This window comes from Streptomyces sp. NPDC051662 (assembly GCF_040681655.1).
In the GTDB taxonomy this organism is placed as follows: Bacteria; Actinomycetota; Actinomycetes; order Streptomycetales; family Streptomycetaceae; genus Streptomyces.
In genome coordinates this window covers 63,770-81,109 of sequence record NZ_JBFAZD010000016.1, presented here as the reverse complement: position 1 = coordinate 81,109, position 17,340 = coordinate 63,770, and the positions used below count along the sequence as shown (strand labels likewise).

The 17,340-nt window shown below is 69.9% G+C and carries 14 protein-coding genes; 9 read left to right on the top strand and 5 right to left on the bottom strand.

What is annotated here, in order from left to right:
* The first annotated feature begins 10 nt into the window (after nt 1-10).
* The 3 genes from nuoL to nuoN are packed head-to-tail and all read left to right on the top strand — an operon-like array spanning nt 11 to nt 5,138.
* On the top strand, nt 11-1,906 hold the full coding sequence (gene nuoL / locus AB0M67_RS25615) for an NADH-quinone oxidoreductase subunit L (RefSeq protein WP_365749025.1): 1,896 nt from the start codon (nt 11-13) through the stop codon (nt 1,904-1,906).
* Between the two features lie 5 nt (nt 1,907-1,911).
* Nucleotides 1,912-3,489 carry an NADH-quinone oxidoreductase subunit M gene (locus AB0M67_RS25610; RefSeq protein ID WP_365749024.1) on the top strand — a complete coding sequence of 526 codons (1,578 nt, stop codon included), beginning with the start codon at nt 1,912-1,914 and terminating at the stop codon, nt 3,487-3,489.
* On the top strand, nt 3,486-5,138 hold the full coding sequence (gene nuoN / locus AB0M67_RS25605) for an NADH-quinone oxidoreductase subunit NuoN (RefSeq protein ID WP_365749022.1): 1,653 nt from the start codon (nt 3,486-3,488) through the stop codon (nt 5,136-5,138). Before AB0M67_RS25610 ends, nuoN begins: the two co-directional genes overlap by 4 nt.
* 61 nt (nt 5,139-5,199) lie before the next feature.
* On the opposite strand, the gene fahA is transcribed toward nuoN, so the two are convergent.
* Nucleotides 5,200-6,423: a fumarylacetoacetase gene (fahA, locus tag AB0M67_RS25600; protein WP_365749020.1), complete on the bottom strand. Its 1,224-nt coding sequence runs from the start codon at nt 6,421-6,423 to the stop codon at nt 5,200-5,202.
* Between the two features lie 657 nt (nt 6,424-7,080).
* Between fahA and AB0M67_RS25595 the strand changes: the two genes are divergently transcribed.
* From AB0M67_RS25595 to AB0M67_RS25580, 4 genes are all read left to right on the top strand, one after another.
* Nucleotides 7,081-8,091 carry a polyprenyl synthetase family protein gene (locus AB0M67_RS25595; RefSeq protein ID WP_365749018.1) on the top strand — a complete coding sequence of 337 codons (1,011 nt, stop codon included), beginning with the start codon at nt 7,081-7,083 and terminating at the stop codon, nt 8,089-8,091.
* 336 nt (nt 8,092-8,427) lie between these two features.
* On the top strand, nt 8,428-9,741 hold the full coding sequence (locus AB0M67_RS25590; protein ID WP_365749017.1) for a DUF2092 domain-containing protein: 1,314 nt from the start codon (nt 8,428-8,430) through the stop codon (nt 9,739-9,741).
* Nucleotides 9,742-9,867: 126 nt separating this feature from the next.
* Nucleotides 9,868-10,860 carry an ABC transporter ATP-binding protein gene (locus AB0M67_RS25585; protein WP_365749015.1) on the top strand — a complete coding sequence of 331 codons (993 nt, stop codon included), beginning with the start codon at nt 9,868-9,870 and terminating at the stop codon, nt 10,858-10,860.
* Entirely contained in the window at nt 10,847-11,767 is a 921-nt protein-coding gene (locus tag AB0M67_RS25580) for an ABC transporter permease subunit (protein ID WP_365749013.1), read from the top strand. The genes AB0M67_RS25585 and AB0M67_RS25580 overlap by 14 nt, the downstream gene beginning before the upstream one ends.
* Nucleotides 11,768-11,905: 138 nt before the next feature.
* Here AB0M67_RS25580 and AB0M67_RS25575 read toward each other — a convergent pair whose 3' ends face one another.
* Nucleotides 11,906-13,315 carry a M28 family peptidase gene (locus AB0M67_RS25575; protein WP_365749011.1) on the bottom strand — a complete coding sequence of 470 codons (1,410 nt, stop codon included), beginning with the start codon at nt 13,313-13,315 and terminating at the stop codon, nt 11,906-11,908.
* 268 nt (nt 13,316-13,583) lie between these two features.
* On the bottom strand, nt 13,584-14,048 hold the full coding sequence (locus AB0M67_RS25570; RefSeq protein ID WP_365749010.1) for a VOC family protein: 465 nt from the start codon (nt 14,046-14,048) through the stop codon (nt 13,584-13,586).
* A gap of 21 nt (nt 14,049-14,069) precedes the next feature.
* Between AB0M67_RS25570 and AB0M67_RS25565 the strand changes: the two genes are divergently transcribed.
* The gene (locus AB0M67_RS25565) at nt 14,070-14,684 is read left to right on the top strand and encodes an ABATE domain-containing protein (RefSeq protein ID WP_365749008.1); all 615 of its coding nucleotides are present in this window, start codon (nt 14,070-14,072) and stop codon (nt 14,682-14,684) included.
* 42 nt (nt 14,685-14,726) lie between these two features.
* Here AB0M67_RS25565 and rarD read toward each other — a convergent pair whose 3' ends face one another.
* Together rarD and AB0M67_RS25555 are read right to left on the bottom strand one after the other, a co-directional pair.
* Complete coding sequence (gene rarD / locus AB0M67_RS25560) at nt 14,727-15,788, bottom strand: EamA family transporter RarD (protein WP_365749006.1); 1,062 nt, start codon at nt 15,786-15,788, stop codon at nt 14,727-14,729.
* Between the two features lie 118 nt (nt 15,789-15,906).
* Nucleotides 15,907-16,767 carry an SDR family oxidoreductase gene (locus AB0M67_RS25555; protein ID WP_365749005.1) on the bottom strand — a complete coding sequence of 287 codons (861 nt, stop codon included), beginning with the start codon at nt 16,765-16,767 and terminating at the stop codon, nt 15,907-15,909.
* 109 nt (nt 16,768-16,876) lie between these two features.
* On the opposite strand from AB0M67_RS25555, the gene AB0M67_RS25550 reads away from it, so the two are divergent.
* Nucleotides 16,877-17,269 carry a helix-turn-helix domain-containing protein gene (locus AB0M67_RS25550; protein WP_365749003.1) on the top strand — a complete coding sequence of 131 codons (393 nt, stop codon included), beginning with the start codon at nt 16,877-16,879 and terminating at the stop codon, nt 17,267-17,269.
* The last annotated feature ends 71 nt before the right edge of the window (nt 17,270-17,340 follow it).

Here is a 17,340-nt window from a genome sequence, read left to right as displayed (position 1 = left end):
TCGCTGAATCGTGGAGAACTTGATTGCGCTGCTCGTCGCGGCGCCTCTGCTCGGAGCGGCGGTGCTGCTGTGCGGCGGCCGTCGGCTCGACCGCGTGGGCCACTGGCTCGGCACGCTGCTGGCCGCCGCGTCCTTCGTGATCGGTGTCGTGCTCTTCAGCGACATGCTCGGCAAGAGCGGCGAAGGCCGCTCGCTGCACCAGCATCTGTTCAGCTGGATCCCCGTCGAGGGGTTCCAGGCGGACATCGCCTTCCAGCTCGACCAGCTGTCGATGACGTTCGTCCTGCTGATCACCGGCGTGGGCACGCTCATCCATATCTATTCGATCGGGTACATGGAGCACGACGAGCGGCGCCGCCGCTTCTTCGGCTATCTGAACCTGTTCCTGGCGGCGATGCTGCTGCTGGTCCTCGCCGACAACTACCTGCTGCTGTACATGGGCTGGGAGGGTGTCGGGCTCGCCTCGTACCTGCTCATCGGGTTCTGGCAGCACAAGCCCAGCGCGGCCACGGCCGCCAAGAAGGCGTTCCTGGTCAACCGGGTCGGCGACATGGGTCTGTCGATCGCGATCATGCTGATGTTCACCACCTTCGGGACCTTCGCCTTCGGTCCCGTGCTGTCGTCCACGGGCGACGCGACGGAGGGCAAGCTGACGGCGATCGGCCTGATGCTGCTGCTGGCCGCGTGCGGCAAGTCGGCCCAGGTGCCGCTCCAGTCCTGGCTCGGTGACGCGATGGAGGGCCCGACCCCGGTCTCGGCCCTGATCCACGCGGCGACGATGGTGACGGCGGGCGTGTATCTGATCACCCGCTCCGGCGCGATCTTCAACGCGGCGCCTGACGCACAGCTGGTGGTCGTGGTGGTCGGCGCGGTGACGCTCCTCTTCGGTGCGATCGTCGGTTGCGCGAAGGACGACATCAAGAAGGCCCTCGCGGGCTCGACGATGTCGCAGATCGGCTACATGATCCTGGCGGCGGGCCTCGGCCCGATCGGCTATGTCTTCGCGATCATGCACCTGGTGACGCACGGCTTCTTCAAGGCCGGGCTCTTCCTCGGCGCCGGTTCGGTCATGCACGGCATGAACGACGAGGTCGACATGCGGAAGTACGGCGGCCTGCGGAAGTACATGCCGGTCACGTTCGTCACGTTCGGCCTCGGCTATCTGGCGATCATCGGCTTCCCCGGGCTGTCCGGCTTCTTCTCCAAGGACAAGATCATCGAGGCGGCGTTCGCCAAGGGCGGTACGGAGGGCTGGATCCTCGGCGCCGTCACGCTGCTGGGCGCCGCGATCACCGCGTTCTATATGACGCGCGTGATGGTGATGACGTTCTTCGGCGAGAAGCGCTGGCAGCCCGACGAGAAGGGACACGAGCCGCATCCGCACGAGTCCCCGAAGTCCATGACCATCCCCATGATCATCCTGGCCTTCGGTTCGGTCTTCGCCGGCGGGTTCTTCTCCATCGGTGACCGCTTCCTGCACTGGCTGGAGCCCGTCACCGGACACTCGCACGGGAACCCGCCGGTCAGCGCCGCCACCGTCACCACCGCCACCGTGGTCGTGATGGTCCTCGGGGTCGCCCTCGCCTGGTTCATGTACGGACGCAAGCCCGTGCCGGTGGCCGCCCCGCGCGGCTCGCTGCTCACCCGCGCCGCCCGCCGCGATCTCCTCCAGGACGACTTCAACCATGTGGTCCTGGTCCGCGGCGGCGAGCACCTCACCCGTTCCCTGGTCTATGTCGACCACACCCTGGTCGACGGCGTGGTCAACGGCACCGCCGCGTCGTTCGGCGGGCTCTCCGGCCGGCTGCGCAAGCTGCAGAACGGCTACGCCCGCACCTATGCGGTCTCGATGTTCGGAGGTACGGCAGTGCTCATCGCCGCGACCCTGCTGATGAGGGCGGTGTAACGGACATGTCGTTCCCGCTCCTGACAGCCACGGCCGTGCTGCCCGCGGTCGGCGCGATCGTCACGGCGGCCGTCCCGGCCGCCCGGCGCACCGCCGCCAAGTGGCTGGCGCTGTTCTTCTCGCTCGCCACGCTCGTGCTGGCCGCCGTCGTGGTGGTCCGCTTCGAACCCGGTGGTGACCGCTATCAGCTCACCGAATCGCACGCCTGGATCTCCGACTTCGGGGTCCGTTACGAACTGGGCGTGGACGGCATCGGGGTGGCGCTCCTCGCGCTGACCGCGCTGCTGATCCCCTTTGTGATCCTGGCCGGCTGGCATGACGCCGACCCGCTGGAAGAGGTGAACCCGAACCGCCGCTGGCGGCCGACCCAGGGCTTCTTCGCGCTGATCCTGATGGTCGAGGCGATGGTGATCCTCTCCTTCGAGGCCACCGACGTCTTCCTCTTCTACATCCTCTTCGAAGCCATGCTCATCCCGATGTACTTCCTCATCGGCGGCTTCGGCGACCGCGCCCATAGCGGCGGGGACGAGGCGGCGGCCACCCAACGCTCGTACGCGGCCGTCAAGTTCCTCCTCTACAACCTGGTCGGCGGCCTGATCATGCTGGCCGCCGTCATCGGGCTCTATGTCGTCGCGGGCAGCTTCTCGCTCTCCGAGATCGCCGAGGCGCGGGCCAATGGCTCGCTGTCCATCGCGACCGACACCGAGCGATGGCTCTTCCTCGGCTTCTTCTTCGCGTTCGCGGTGAAGGCGCCGCTGTGGCCGCTGCACACCTGGCTGCCCAACGCGATGGGCGAGGCCACGGCGCCCGTCGCCGTACTGATCACCGCCGTGGTCGACAAGGTCGGCACGTTCGCGATGCTGCGCTTCTGCCTCCAGCTCTTCCCCGAGGCGTCCAAGTGGGCCACCCCGGTGATCCTGGTGCTCGCGCTGATCAGCATCGTCTACGGCGCGCTGCTCGCGGTCGGCCAGCGGGACATGAAGCGGCTGATCGCGTACGCCTCGATCTCCCACTTCGGCTTCATCATCATGGGCATCTTCGCGATGACCAGCCAGGGCCAGTCGGGCGCCACGCTCTACATGGTCAACCACGGGATCTCGACGGCCGCGCTGATGCTGGTGGCCGGCTTCCTGATCACCCGGCGCGGCTCGCGGCTCATCGCGGACTACGGCGGGGTGCAGAAGGTCGCGCCGGTTCTCGCCGGGACGTTCCTGATCGGCGGGCTCGCGACGCTCTCCCTGCCGGGGCTCTCGCCGTTCGTGAGTGAGTTCCTCGTCCTGGTCGGCACGTTCAGCAGATATCCGGTGATCGGCATCATCGCCACCATCGGCATCGTCCTCGCCGCGCTCTATGTCCTCGTGCTCTATCAGCGCACGATGACCGGGCCGGTGAAGGCCGAGGTCAAGTCGATGCCGGATCTGCGCGTCCGGGAGCTGGTGGTCGTCACTCCGCTGATCGCGCTGCTTCTCTTCCTGGGCGTCTATCCGAAGCCGCTGACCGAGATCGTCAACCCGGCGGTGGAGCACACGCTCTCCGACGTACAGCAGACCGATCCCAAGCCCGAGGTGGAGGCCGCTCCATGAGTGCGACTGTCGTCCACAGCCTGTGGACAACGACGGCGGCCGACGGGATCACCAAGATCCCGGCCCCGAACATCGAGTACGCGCAGCTGTCACCCGTACTGATCGTGCTGGGCGCGGCGGTCCTCGGCATCCTGGCCGAGGCGTTCGTCCCGCGCCGGGGCAGGTACCACACACAGCTGTTCCTCTCCGTGGTCGCCCTGGCCGCCGGCTTCGCGGCGGTGGTCGGGCTCGCGGCCGGCGGATACGGCACGACCAAGAAGCACATCGCGGCCATGGGCGCCATCGCCGTCGACGGCCCGGCGCTCTTCCTCCAGGGCACGATCCTGCTGGCCTCGATCGTCGCCGTGTTCACCTTCGCGGAGCGCAAGCTCGACCCGGAGGCCCATGGCAACCGCGTCGACTCCTTTGTGGCGCAGGCCGCGGCCGTACCGGGCAGCGACACCGAGAAAGCGGCGGTCAAGGCAGGGTTCACCACCACCGAGGTGTTCCCGCTGGCCATGTTCGCCGTCGCGGGCATGCTGGTCTTCCCGGCGGCCAACGATCTGCTGACGCTCTTCATCGCGCTGGAGGTCTTCTCGCTCCCGCTCTACCTTCTGTGCGCCCTCGCCCGCCGCAAGCGGCTGATGTCGCAGGAGGCGGCGGTCAAGTACTTCCTGCTCGGCGCGTTCTCCTCGGCGTTCCTGCTCTTCGGGATCGCCCTGCTGTACGGCTACGCGGGCTCCGTCTCGTACGCGCGGATCGCGGAGGTCGTCAACGGCACCGTCCAGAACGTCAACCCGGCCCTCGCCGACACCATGGGCAATGACGCGCTGCTGCTGATCGGCGGCGCGATGGTCCTGATGGGGCTGCTCTTCAAGGTCGGCGCGGTGCCGTTCCACATGTGGACCCCGGACGTCTACCAGGGCGCGCCCACGCCGGTCACCGGCTTCATGGCCGCGGCGACCAAGGTGGCGGCCTTCGGCGCGCTGCTGCGGCTGCTGTATGTCGTGCTGCCGGGGCTGCGCTGGGACTGGCGGCCGGTGATGTGGGGCGTCGTCATCGTCACCATGCTGGGCGGCGCGATCGTCGCCATCACCCAGACCGACATCAAGCGCCTCCTGGCGTACTCCTCGATCGCGCACGCGGGCTTCATCCTGGCCGGTGTGATCGCGGGGACGAGCGAGGGCATCTCGTCCGTCCTCTTCTATCTGGGGGCCTACTCCTTCGTCACGATCGGCGCGTTCGCGGTCGTCACGCTGGTGCGCGACGCGGGCGGCGAGGCGACGCATCTGTCCAAGTGGGCCGGGCTCGGGCGGCGTTCGCCCCTGGTGGCCGCGGTCTTCGCCGTCTTTCTGCTCGCCTTCGCCGGTATCCCGCTGACCTCGGGCTTCTCCGGGAAGTTCGCCGTCTTCAAGGCGGCGGCCGACGGCGGCGCGGGCGTGCTGGTGGTGATCGGTGTGATCGCCTCGGCGATCGCCGCGTTCTTCTACATCCGGGTCATCGTGCTGATGTTCTTCAGCGAGCCGAAGCCGGAGGGCCCGACGGTCGCGGTGCCCTCGGCGCTGACGACGACGGCGATCGCGGTCGGCGTCGTGGTCACGCTGGTCCTGGGCGTGGCCCCGCAGTACTTCCTGGATCTGGCGGGCCAGGCGGGCGGGTTCGTGCGGTAGAGCGCCGTCGCTGGACCAAGCCGGCTGCCCGGCACCCGTCGCGGGTGCCGGGCAGCCGCGTTCAGGCGGGCACGATCCGGCCCGTGACCTCGCCGAGGCCGACCCGGGTGCCGTCGGGCCCCGGGGCCCAGGCGGTCAGGGTGACCACGTCGCCGTCCTCCAGGAACGTCCGGTTGCCGTCGGGGAGTTCAAGGGGCTCGGTGCCGTTCCAGGTGAGTTCGAGCAGGGAGCCGCGCTGCTCGCGCTCGGCGCCGCTGACCGTCCCGGACGCGAAGAGGTCGCCCGTACGGAGCGAGGCGCCGTTGACCGTCATATGGGACAGCTGCTGGGCCGCGGTCCAGTACATGGAGGAGAACGGCGGCTCCGAGATGACCCGGCCATTGAGCGAGACGGAGATCCGCAGATCGAAGCCGCCCGGCTCCTCGTCGTCCGCGTCGTCCAGATAGGGGAGCAGCTCGGCGGTACGGGCCGGGGGCGCCACCCGGGCCGCGTCCAGGGCCTCCAGCGGGGTCACCCACGCCGAGACGGAGGTGGCGAAGGACTTCCCGAGGAACGGGCCGAGCGGTACGTACTCCCACGCCTGGATGTCGCGCGCCGACCAGTCGTTGAGGAGCGACAGCCCGAAGACATGGTCACGGAAGGACGTCTGCTCCACCGGACTGCCCTGCCGCGAGGGCGTCCCGACGACAAAGGCGACCTCCGCCTCGATGTCGAGCTTGATGGAGGGGCCGAAGACCGGCACCGGGTCGGAGGGCGCCTTGCGCTGTCCCGACGGGCGCGTCACATCCGTACCCGAGACGACGATCGTGCCGGCCCTGCCGTGGTAACCGATCGGCAGATGCTTCCAGTTGGCGGGCAGCGCGTCTCCGTCGGGGCGGAAGATCCGGCCCACATTGGTGGCGTGGTGCTCGCTCGCGTAGAAGTCGACATAGTCGGCGATCTCGTACGGCAGATGCAGGGTGACCGAGCCGAGCGGATGGAGCAGGGGCTCTATGTCCGCGCGGTGCGCGGGCACCGTGACCCAGGCGGTGAGGGCCCGGCGGACATCGCGCCAGGCCGTACGGCCCGCCGCCATCAGGGGGTTGAGGCTCGGCCTGGCCAGCAGTGCCGCGTACGGGGAGCCCAGGGCGTGTGCCGCCGCTCCCGCGTCGAGCACATGGTCGCCGATACGGACCCCGAGCCGGCGGCGGTCGGGCTCGTCGGCGGTGGAGAAGACTCCGTACGGGAGGTTGTGCGGGCCGAAGGGATCTCCTTCGGCCGGTTCGAGCGGGCTCTGCTCGGGCATTGGTGCTGCCTCGCTTTCCGGATCGATGCAGGACACGTTACGTCGCTGTTGCCCAGCCGCGGCAGTGGTGAAAAGTCCGTCTTGACCCAATAGGGCGCCGTGTGCCGGGTAGTTCGCGGACCGTACCGGCGGTAGCCCCGATGGCGGACCTGTTCCACCGTCAGATCGCCGCGGCCCGGCCCGCCGCGCCGCCCGTATGTGATCACCCCGTCATGTGTCCGCCGTGCGCGCGGCGCCGTACAGTCACTCAGCCGGTACGGCGGGTATCCGGGCGGCGGCGGGGGACCGGCTCGTCGCTGAGCGGGTGCCGGACGCGCGCGTACGGCCGGGTGCCGGCCGGGTGCCGGCCGGGTGCCGTCCGGGAGGGCGCGTACGTCAGGGTGGATCTTCCCGTACCGGAAGGTGGTGCGGATGGCGGAGGGCATACCGGTCGGTGACCGTGATCTCCGCCGCGTGATGGCCGCTCCCCGTTCGCTCGGGGTTCGGTCACTGTTCCGGACGAAAGCACTACTCATGGTCGTATGGCTGATCCCGAACATACCGGCGGGTCCGGGAAGGCGCCCACGGTGATCGAAAGGCGACCGGATAGGCTGACTTGAGTGGAGTCAGCGACACATCGACAATCCGTGTGATCGTCAGCAGACAGGAGTACCTCTCGTGACCGTCGTCGGGCCGTTCGGGCTGAGCGTGCGGGACCAGGCTCTTGAGGCCGATGTCCAGACCGGGTTGGCGGCTGTCGAGGCGGGACTGCTCGATGCCACCAAGAGCGACGTGCCCTTCATCACGGAGGCTGCCCAGCACCTGGTACGGGCGGGCGGCAAACGCTTCCGGCCCTTGTTGGTCATGCTCGCGTCACAGTTCGGTGATCCGTACGCGCCCGGTGTCGCCCCCGCGGCGGTGGTCGTCGAGCTGACCCATCTCGCGACGCTGTACCACGACGACGTGATGGACGAGGCGGAGGTCCGCCGGGGCGTGGACAGCGCCAACGCCCGCTGGGGCAACTCGGTCGCCGTCCTCACGGGTGACTTTCTCTTCGCGCGCGCGTCGCACATCCTGGCCGATCTGGGGCCCGAGGCGGTACGGATCCAAGCCGAGGCGTTCGAACGGCTGGTGACGGGCCAGATCCTGGAGACGGCGGGTCCGCGCGACGGACGCGACCCGGTCGCGCACTACCTCGATGTGGTGGGCGGCAAGACCGGATCGCTGGTCGCGGTCTCCTGCCGCTTCGGCGCGATGACCTCCGGCGCGGACGAGTCGGTCGTCGACATCCTCACCCAGTACGGGGAGCGCCTCGGCGTCGCCTTCCAGCTCGCGGACGACGTCCTCGACATCGCCAGCGACTCGCACGAGTCGGGCAAGACGCCCGGCAAGGATCTGCGTGAGGGCATCCCCACGCTGCCCGTGCTGCTGCTGCGGGCCCAGGCCGAGGCGTACGGCCGCCCCGACGACCTCGCGCTGGTCGAGCTGCTGGACGGCGATCTGACGGACGACGCGCGGCTCTCGGAGGCGCTGCGGCTGCTGCGCGCGCATCCGGCCCTGGAGCAGGCGCGCAGGGACACGGTGCGGTACGCGCAGGAGGCGCGGGCGACGCTCACGCCGCTGCCCGAGGGGTACGCGAAGTCGGCGCTGATCGAGCTGTGCGACGCGGTGGTCCACCGGGCGGGCTGACGGGGCGTCCGCCCGGCGTGGCGTGCACCTGACGGGGCACGCGCCTGACGGGGCGTCTGTCCGGCGTGGAGTCTGCCCGGCGTGGCGTCTGCCGACGGAGTCCCGAGCTGGAACCCGACCGGCGGAATCCTGTCTTCCCCTAGTGGATGCGGGAAGCATCTCATCGGTATGTCATCCCTGAGCAGTACGGCAAGTTGCGCCCCGGGTCTGACGCTTTGCATGAGGCCGTTTGGTCAGATGGTTAACACCACTCCTGACCAATTCGGGTGAGACTGGCGGCGCGGAGTGGACGAGTGCATGGGACGGAAGGCCGCCGACCACGGAGGTAGGGCACACATGGCACCGAACGACAGCGCACGGATCACCGAGGAGGACAGGGAGCCCGGCGGGGGCCGCCGCAAGGCGGCGCGCTACGCGCTCCCCGCCGCGGTGGCGGTGGTGGCTGCGGCGACCATCGGGCTCGTCCCGGCACTCGCCGCGACCGGAGACCCCGAACTGCCGAAGATCAGCGCGCAGCAACTCATCGAGAAGATCGCCGCGTCGGAGACCGAGCAGCTCTCGGGCTCCGTGAAGATCACCACGGATCTGGGGCTCCCGTCGCTCGGCGGTCTCGGTGACATGGCGGGCGGCGCGCTCGCCGGTGGCAAGGGCGGGCCGGGCGGCTCCGGCCCCACCGACGGCTCGTCCGCGGACCCGAACGCCAAGCTGATGGAGCTCAGCTCCGGCACGCACACGCTGCGGGTCGCGGTGGACGGCCCCGACAAGCAGCGGCTGTCGATCCGCGACACCGCCGCCGAGTACAGCCTGATCCACAACGGCGGCGAGGTCTGGGCGTACGACAGCGCCTCCAACGAGGCGTACCACGCGACCGCCCCAAAGGACGCGGCCAAGGACGGCGAGAAGCAGGCCCCGAAGGACACCCCGAAGGACGCCCTGAAGGACGTCCCGGCGACCCCCAAGGACTTCGCCGAGCAGGCGCTGAAGGCCGCGGGCGACACGACATCCGTGAGCGTCGACGGCACGGCGAAGGTCGCCGGACGCGACGCGTACCAGCTGCTCATCAAGCCCAAGCAGAGCGGTTCGACGGTCGGCTCGATCAAGATCGCGGTCGACGCGGAGACCGGCACCCCGCTGAAGTTCACGCTGTCGCCGAGCAGCGGTGGCAAGGCCGTGGTCGACGTCGGCTTCACCGATGTCGACTTCGCCAAGCCCGCCGCCTCCACGTTCGAGTTCACGCCGCCCAAGGGCGCGAAGGTGACGCAGGGCGACGACAAGGGCGCGGCTGAGCACAAGGGCGACCAGGGCGGAGCCTGGGGGCTGCCCAAGGGCGAGGACGGCGCCAAGGGGGCCGAGGAGCAGAGCGCGCCGAAGGTGATCGGCGAGGGCTGGAACGCCGTCTACGAGCTGGAGACCGGCGCCGGCGCGGGTATCGCGGGCGCGGCCGGTGCGGACGCGGCGAAGTCGGGCGATGTCCCGGCGGAGGCGCGGCAGTTCCTGGACGCGCTGGGTGACAAGGTCACCGGGAAGTTCGGTTCCGGCACGGTCTTCAAGACCCGCCTGATCAACGCCCTGATGACGGACGACGGCAAGGTGTACGTCGGCGCGGTGACACAGGACGCGCTGGTCAAGGCCGCCAACGCGGCGAAGTAACGATCCGGCCGGTCCGGCACGCTCCGCCCCGCCGTACGCTCCGTACGGCGGGGCGGAACGCTGACCGGGGCCGGTCCGTTCTCGTACTGCCGATATGTGAGCGGCGATGTGTGACCGGGGAGGGAGATGACCGCCGTGCTCGATGTGCGCGACGAGATCGATGAGATCGACGAGATCGATGTGATCGAGACGCGTGGACTCACCAAGCGGTTCCGCGGCGGGCAGCTCGCCGTGGACCGGCTCGATCTCGCCGTCCCCGCCGGCAGCGTCTTCGGCTTTCTCGGGCCCAACGGGTCGGGCAAGACGACCACGATCCGGATGCTGATGGGGCTGATCGAGCCGACCGCGGGCTCGGCCTCGCTCCTCGGCCGGCCCATGCCCCGCGCGGCCCGCGCCGTACTTCCCCAGGTCGGCGCGCTGATCGAGGGGCCCGCGCTGTACGGGTACCTGTCGGGCCGGGAGAACCTCGTACGGTACGACTCCGCCGACCCGACGGCCGACCCCCGTACCCGCCGCGCCCGGGTGACCGACGCCCTGGACCGGGTCGGGCTGACCGCCGCCGCGGGCAAGAAGGCGAAGGCGTACTCCCTCGGGATGAAGCAGCGGCTCGGGCTCGCGTCGGCGCTCTTGCGACCGCGCCGGCTGCTGGTGCTCGACGAGCCCACGAACGGTCTGGACCCGCAGGGCATGCGGGAGATCAGGACCCTGGTACGGGAGCTGGCGGCGGACGGCACGACCGTCTTCCTCTCCTCGCATCTCCTCGACGAGATCGAGCAGGTGTGCACGCACGCCGCGGTGATGGCCCAGGGGCGGCTGATCACACAGGGTTCGGTCGCCGAGCTGGCGGCCGGGACCCGGGGCAGGCTGGCCGTCACCACCCCCGACCCCGGCGACGCCGCCCGGGTGCTGAAGGAGCTGGGGGTCACCGATGTGGTCGTGGCGGAGGACCGGGTGAGCGGAGAGCTGCCCACGGGCGGGCCGGAGCCGGTGGACCCCGCCGACCTCAACGCGGCGCTCGTCCGGGCAGGGGTTCGCGTACGCGCCTTCGGCCAGGAGCGCGCCTCGCTGGAGGACGCCTTTGTCGCGCTGACGGGGGAGGGCTTCGATGTCGCGGGCTGAGGCGGGGGCCCCGGAGACGGCGGAAGCGGGACCGGTGAGGCCCGTGGTCCGGGACCGGGAGCGCCGGCTGTGGTGGACCTTCGGGCTGCTGCGCTCCGAGGTGACCACCACCTTCCGGCGCTGGCGGACCCTCGCGCTGCTGGGTGTGCTCGCCGCCGTACCCGTTCTCATCGGGATCGCCGTCAAGATCGAGACGGGCGACGGCGGCGGAATGGGCCGGGGTGGCGGCGCGGACGGGCCCGCGTTCCTGACGCAGATCACCAACAACGGACTGTTCCTGGTCTTCGCCGCGCTCGCCGCGACGCTGCCCGTCTTCCTGCCGATGGCGGTGGGGGTCATCGCGGGTGACGCGATCGCGGGCGAGGCCAACGGCGGGACGCTGCGCTATCTGCTGGTCGCACCGGCCGGGCGTACGAGACTGCTGCTCGCCAAGTACGCGTCCACGCTGGCCTTCTGCCTGGTCGCGACGCTCGTCGTGGCGGCCTCGGCGCTCGCTGTCGGCGCGCTGCTCTTCCCGCTCGGTGATGTCACCACGATCTCGGGCACCCGGATCTCCTTCGGCGACGGGCTGCTGCGGGCCCTGCTGATCGCGTTGGTCGTCGCCGCCTCGCTGGTGGGTCTCGCGGCGCTCGGTCTGTTCATCTCCACCCTGACCAACAGCGGGATCGCGGCGATGGCGGCGACCGTCGGGCTGCTGATCACGGTGCAGATCCTGGACACGATTCCGCAGCTGCACGCGATACAGCCGTATCTCTTCCCGCACTACTGGCTGTCCTTCGCGGATCTGCTGCGCGAGCCGTTCTACTGGGACGACATCGGCAGGAATCTGGGGTTGCAGGCGCTGCACGCGGCGGTGTTCGGCTCGGCGGCCTGGGCGCGCTTCACGGCGAAGGACATCAACGCCTGACGTGCGGCTGCCCGCGTGCGCACAGATTGCAGCACGCGGGCAGCCGCGGTTTTGGGAGGGCGCGGTTTTGGGGTCCCAGGGGTCGCGTTCCCAGGAGTCGCGGGTCTCAGGGGTCGCGTTCCCAGGACGGCTCGCGGTCTAGAAGGTGAGGCGCCAGCTGTCGATGTAGCCGGTGTCCTGGGCGGCCACGTCCTGGACCCGCAGCCTCCAGACGCCGTTCGCGGTCTCGCTCGACGCGTTCACCGTGTACGTGGCGATCACGTTGTCGGCCGAGTCGTTGCCGCTGGAGTCCTTCAGCCGGTAGACCGTCCCGCTCGGGCCGATCAGGTCGATGACCACGTCACCCCGCCAGGTGTGCTTGATGTCCACACCCACCTTGAGCGCGGCGGGCGCGTTGCCCGTACGGCCGGAGACCGTCACCGCCGAGGTGATGGTGGGTCCGTTGTCCGGGATGGTGACATCGTCGACGGTCTCGAAGACCTCGCCCGACGGGCCGGAGGAGTTCGCCGACAGCGTCCACACCGCGTGGGCGGCGGCGTCGCTGTTGCGGTCGAGCGCCGTGTCGTTGATGTTCGCCGTGGTGTCGCAGGAGGAGTGGTAGCAGCGGTCGAAGGCCTGCCCCGAGGTGCCGCCCCACTTCTGCGCCTGCGCGGCGCTCTTGATGTAACCGGCGCCGCTGAAGAGCCCGCCGACCGGGATGCCCACGTTCTTGAACGGCGCGTGGTCCGAGCGGCCGTCGCCCTCGGTCTCGATCTCCGTCGCGACGCCGATGCCCGCGTAGTAGTCCTTGAAGGTCTGCTCGATGGTCGGGTCGTCGTCGTAGACGAAGTAACCGGGGTTCGGGCTGCCGATCATGTCGAAGTTCAGATATCCGCTGATCTTCGCGCGCTCGGCGGTCGGCAGATTGTTCACGTAGTACCGCGAACCGACCAGACCCAGCTCTTCCGCGCCCCACCAGGCGAACCGCAGATGCTTCGCGGGCTGGAGCTGGGCCCGGGAGACGGCGAGCGCGGTCTCCAGGACGGCGGCTGAGCCCGATCCGTTGTCGTTGATCCCGGCGCCCGAGGTGACCGAGTCGAGATGCGAACCGGACATCACGACCTGGTTCGGATCGCCGCCCGGCCAGTCGGCTATCAGGTTGTAGCCGGTGGCGCCGCTGGAGGTGAACTGCTGTACGGAGGTGGTGAACCCGGCCGCGTCCAGCTTGCCCTTGACGTAGTTGACGGAGGCCAGATAGCCGGCGCGGCCATGGGCGCGGTTGCCGCCGTTGGCCGCGGCGATGGACGAGAACTGGGTGAGATGCGCCTTGACATTGGCGAGCGGAATGTCGGGGGCCGCGAGCGCGGCGGGCGCGGTGGACGTGGACTGCGCCGGTCTTGTGGAGACCGGAGGCGCCGCGGGCGTCGCCGACACGGCGGGCGCGGCCGTGGCGAGCAGCCCGACGGCGGCGAGTCCGGCGACCGCGGCAGTGGTGGCGCGGACGGATATTCGGCCGGGTCGGACGGGCCGACCGGGTATGCGATGGGCTCCGGGAACGGAGAGTTTCATGTGGGGGCTCCGGATTCCGTACGGGGACAGGACGGAACGTGCGAGACGCCCCGCGACGGATGGTGGCGCGGGGCGTTGGAGCTGTGCTGGTGCCGTACCGGCGTTGCGCTGGTGCTGATACTGATGCGGAAGCTGTTGGTGCGCTGTGCGTGCTGAATGCTCGGCGAGAGCTTGACTCGCCGTCAAGAGAGAAAACCGGTCAGCGGTGTTCGCTGACCGGACGGGATATCGGGCTTGCTCGGCTGGGGCGTGTCTTCGAAGACCCGCCCTAGGCCACGCAGAACTCGTTGAGTTCGGGGTCGCCCATCACGACCCACTCCCCGCCGGGCTCCTTCACGCGGCGGACCACCGTCGCTCCCAGCCCCTCCAGACGCCCGACCTCGGCCTCCCGCTGCCCGGGGCCGGGGTGCAGGTCGAGATGGATCCGGTTCTTGCCGGTCTTGGCCTCCGGCACGCGCTGGAACAGGATCCGGCGGCCAAGACCCATGCCGCTCTCCTCCTCGTACGGCTCGTCCGGATGGCGGACGGCGGCCAGATCCCGCCAGGCCGGGCGGCCATGCGCTTCCAGGACGTCCGCGTCCGTTACATGGCCGAGGCTCAGCAGCTTCTCGACAAGGACGCTGTGGTCCTCGACGAGATAGCCGAGGGCCGCGGCCCAGAAATCGGCTTGGGCATGCGGATCGGCCGCGTCGATGACGAGTTTCCAGTGCACGGGCTTGGCAGACTGACTCATGTAACCAGTTATATTGGTTACATGAGTCAGTCCGCAACAGGCAGGACGGGCATGCTTCTTCAGCCGCCCGAAGGGGGCCGCCCCTACCGGTTCGACCCGGGCGCGCTCTGCCTGGAGCTGCTGACGACCGGCGGCCCGGGGCTGTACGCGCGGCATGAGGTGCTGCACGACCCCGCGGCGCTGATGGAGTGGGTACGGCGGAGCCGGCTGTCGCCGGGGCTCGAACGGCTGCTGTCGGTACGGCAGGAGGATGTGCGGGACGCCCGTACGGTGCGGGACGCGCTGCTGCGGCTGACCCTGGCCCGCGCCCACGGTGGGGAGTTGGCGGCGGCGGACCTCGCGGTGATCAACACCGCGGCGGCCGAACCCCCGCTCGTCACCCGTATCGCGTCCGACGGGACCCGCGCCTGGGCCCCGGGCGCCACCGGGCCGCGACTGCTGTCGACCGTCGCCCGCGATGTCGTCGAGCTGTTCACCGGACCCTTCGCGGCGCGTGTACGCGAATGCGCCGCGCATGACTGCTACTTGCTCTTCGTCGACACCTCACGGCCGGGCCACCGCCGCTGGTGCGCGATGGAACGGTGCGGGACGCGCGACAAGGTACGGGCCCACCGCGCCCGTACCGACACGGCCTGAGCCGCCTGAGGATGAGGCGCTACGGGGAGACGGGTGTGCCGGTTACCGGGGGCCCGGTTCGCGAGGAGCGGGGGAGGACGCCGGCTCCGTGACCGGGATCGGTTCTCCCACCTGCGCCGAGGGGGAGGCCGAGGCGGCCACGGCCGTCGCCGTCGCCGTCGTTGCCGCCTCCGCCGCCAGGCGCAGCGCCTGTGCCCGGGTACGGCGGGCGTTCCGCAGCGCGTCCCAGGTCAGGATCGCCAGGGCCAGCCAGACCAGCGAGAAGCCCGCCCACCGCTCCGGCGGCATCGCCTCGTGGAAGTACGTGATCCCCAGCACGAACTGGAAGACCGGCGCCAGATACTGGAGCAGGCCCAGCGTCGACAGCGGTACCCGGATCGCCGCCGCGCCGAAGCAGATCAGCGGCAGCGCGGTGACCACGCCCGTCCCGGCGAGCAGGGCCATCTGGCCCGTACCCTCCGAGCCGAAGGTGGCCGAGCCGGACGCGCCCAGCCACACCAGATAGCCGAGCGCGGGCAGGAACAGAACCGCGGTCTCGGCGGCCAGCGACTCCAGGCCGCCGATGTTGATCTTCTTCTTGACCAGGCCGTAGGTCGCGAACGAGAAGGCCAGTACGAGCGAGATCCACGGCGGCTGTCCGTAGCCGACGGCGAGGACGAGCACGGCGGCCAGGGCGATGAACACCGCCGTCCACTGGGCGGGCCGCAGCCGTTCCTTGAGCAGCAGGACGCCCATGGCGATCGTCACCAGCGGATTGATGAAGTAGCCGAGCGAGGCTTCGACGACCCGCCCGGAATTGACCGCCCAGATGTAGAAACCCCAGTTGAGGGAGATGGTGGTGGCGGCCACGGCGATGAGGCCCAGCTTGCGGGGGCTGCGTATCAGCTCCGGTATCCAGCCCCAGCGGCGCAGCACCACCAGCCCGATGGCGACGAACGCCAGCGACCAGACCATCCGGTGGGCCAGGATCTCCATCGCCCCGGCCGGTTCGAGCAGGGGCCAGTAGAGCGGGACCAGTCCCCACATCCCGTAGGCACCGATCCCGTACAGCAGCCCCGCCCGCTGGGCCGGCTGTCCTGCCCGCTGGTCGCCGTCCGCCTTCACTGGCCCTCCCCGCCACAGAAGCGCCGTCCCGGCACGGCGCCCCACGAAGGTAGCGCCGCGCGGGCCGCCATGTCATGTCCGTATCGTCATACGGTCATGACGCGTACGAATGCGCGTGTCAGCCCTTGAGCGCCTCGGCGATCGTGTCGGCGAGCGGGGTGGTGGGGCGGCCGACCAGCCGGGCCAGATCCCCCGTCGTACCGGCGAGCAGCCCGCGCTCGATCCCGTGGTCCACGTCGACCAGGAGGGCGGCCATCGGCTCCGGCATGCCCGAGCCGGTGAGGATTCCGAGCAGCGTCTCGGCCGGCACGTTGTTGTAGGCGATGGTCCTGCCGGTCTGCCGCGACAGCTCCGCCGCGTACTCGCCCACCGACCACGCCGTGTCGCCGCTCAGCTCGTACGCCTTGTTGAGGTGCCCGTCACCGGTCAGTACGGCCGCCGCCGCGGCGGCGTAGTCCGCGCGGGAGGCGGAGGCGATCCTGCCCTCGCCCGCGGCGGCGACGACGGCGTCGTGCTCCAGTACGGGCGCGAGGTTGCCGGTGTAGTTCTCGGTGTACCAGCCGTTGCGCAGGAAGGTGTACGGCAGCCCTGAGTCAAGGATCAGCCGCTCGGTCTCCTTGTGCTCGGCGGCCAGCTGGAGGTCGGCGTCGGGGCCGCCCAGGATGCCGGTGTACGCGAGCTGGGCCACGTCCGCCGCCCGTGCGGCGTCGATGACGGCGGTGTGCTGCGGCACGCGCTGCCCGACCTCGCTGCCGGAGATCAGCAGTACCCGGTCACCGGCCCGGAACGTGTCCGCCAGCGTCTCGGGCCGGCTGTAGTCGGCGACGCGCAGCTCGACTCCGCGCGCCACCAGGCCCGCGGCCTTCTCCTCGTTCCGTACGACGATGGCGATTCCGTCGGCCGGAACGCCGTCGGCCAGCAGGGACTCGACGACCAGTCGGCCGAGGTGTCCGGTGGCTCCGGTGACAACGATGCTCATGGGGGGCTCCAGTTCGGATGGATATGCGCGGATCGGCGCTCTCTGTCACTCTCACCCTAGGGTCGACACTAACCATGCGAAAGTACCCACCTTGAAGTAAGGTACTGGCATGGTGGTAAGTAAGCAGGCGGGAAAGCCGGAGAAGCCGGACGTCACCCCATCCATATGTCCCTCCCGGCTGGTCCTGGAGCATGTCACCAGCCGCTGGGGGGTGCTGGTGCTCAGCGCCCTGCTGGAGCGCTCATACCGCTTCAGCGAACTGCGCAGGGAGATCGGCGGGGTCAGCGAGAAGATGCTCGCCCAGACACTCCAGATCCTGGAGCGTGACGGCTTCGTCCACCGCGACGCCAAGCCCGTGATCCCGCCGCGCGTGGACTACTCGCTGACCGAGCTGGGAAGGGAGGCCGCCGAGTATGTGTCCGAGCTGGGGCGCTGGACGGAACGGCGGCTGGACGACGTGTTCAAGGCCCGCCGGGCATACGACGAGGCCCGGACCTCATAAGAGATCCGGGCCCCAGATTCCAGGCCGGGCCCCGGGGAACGGCGACGCGCCAGGCCCCCGAACCAGCCCTC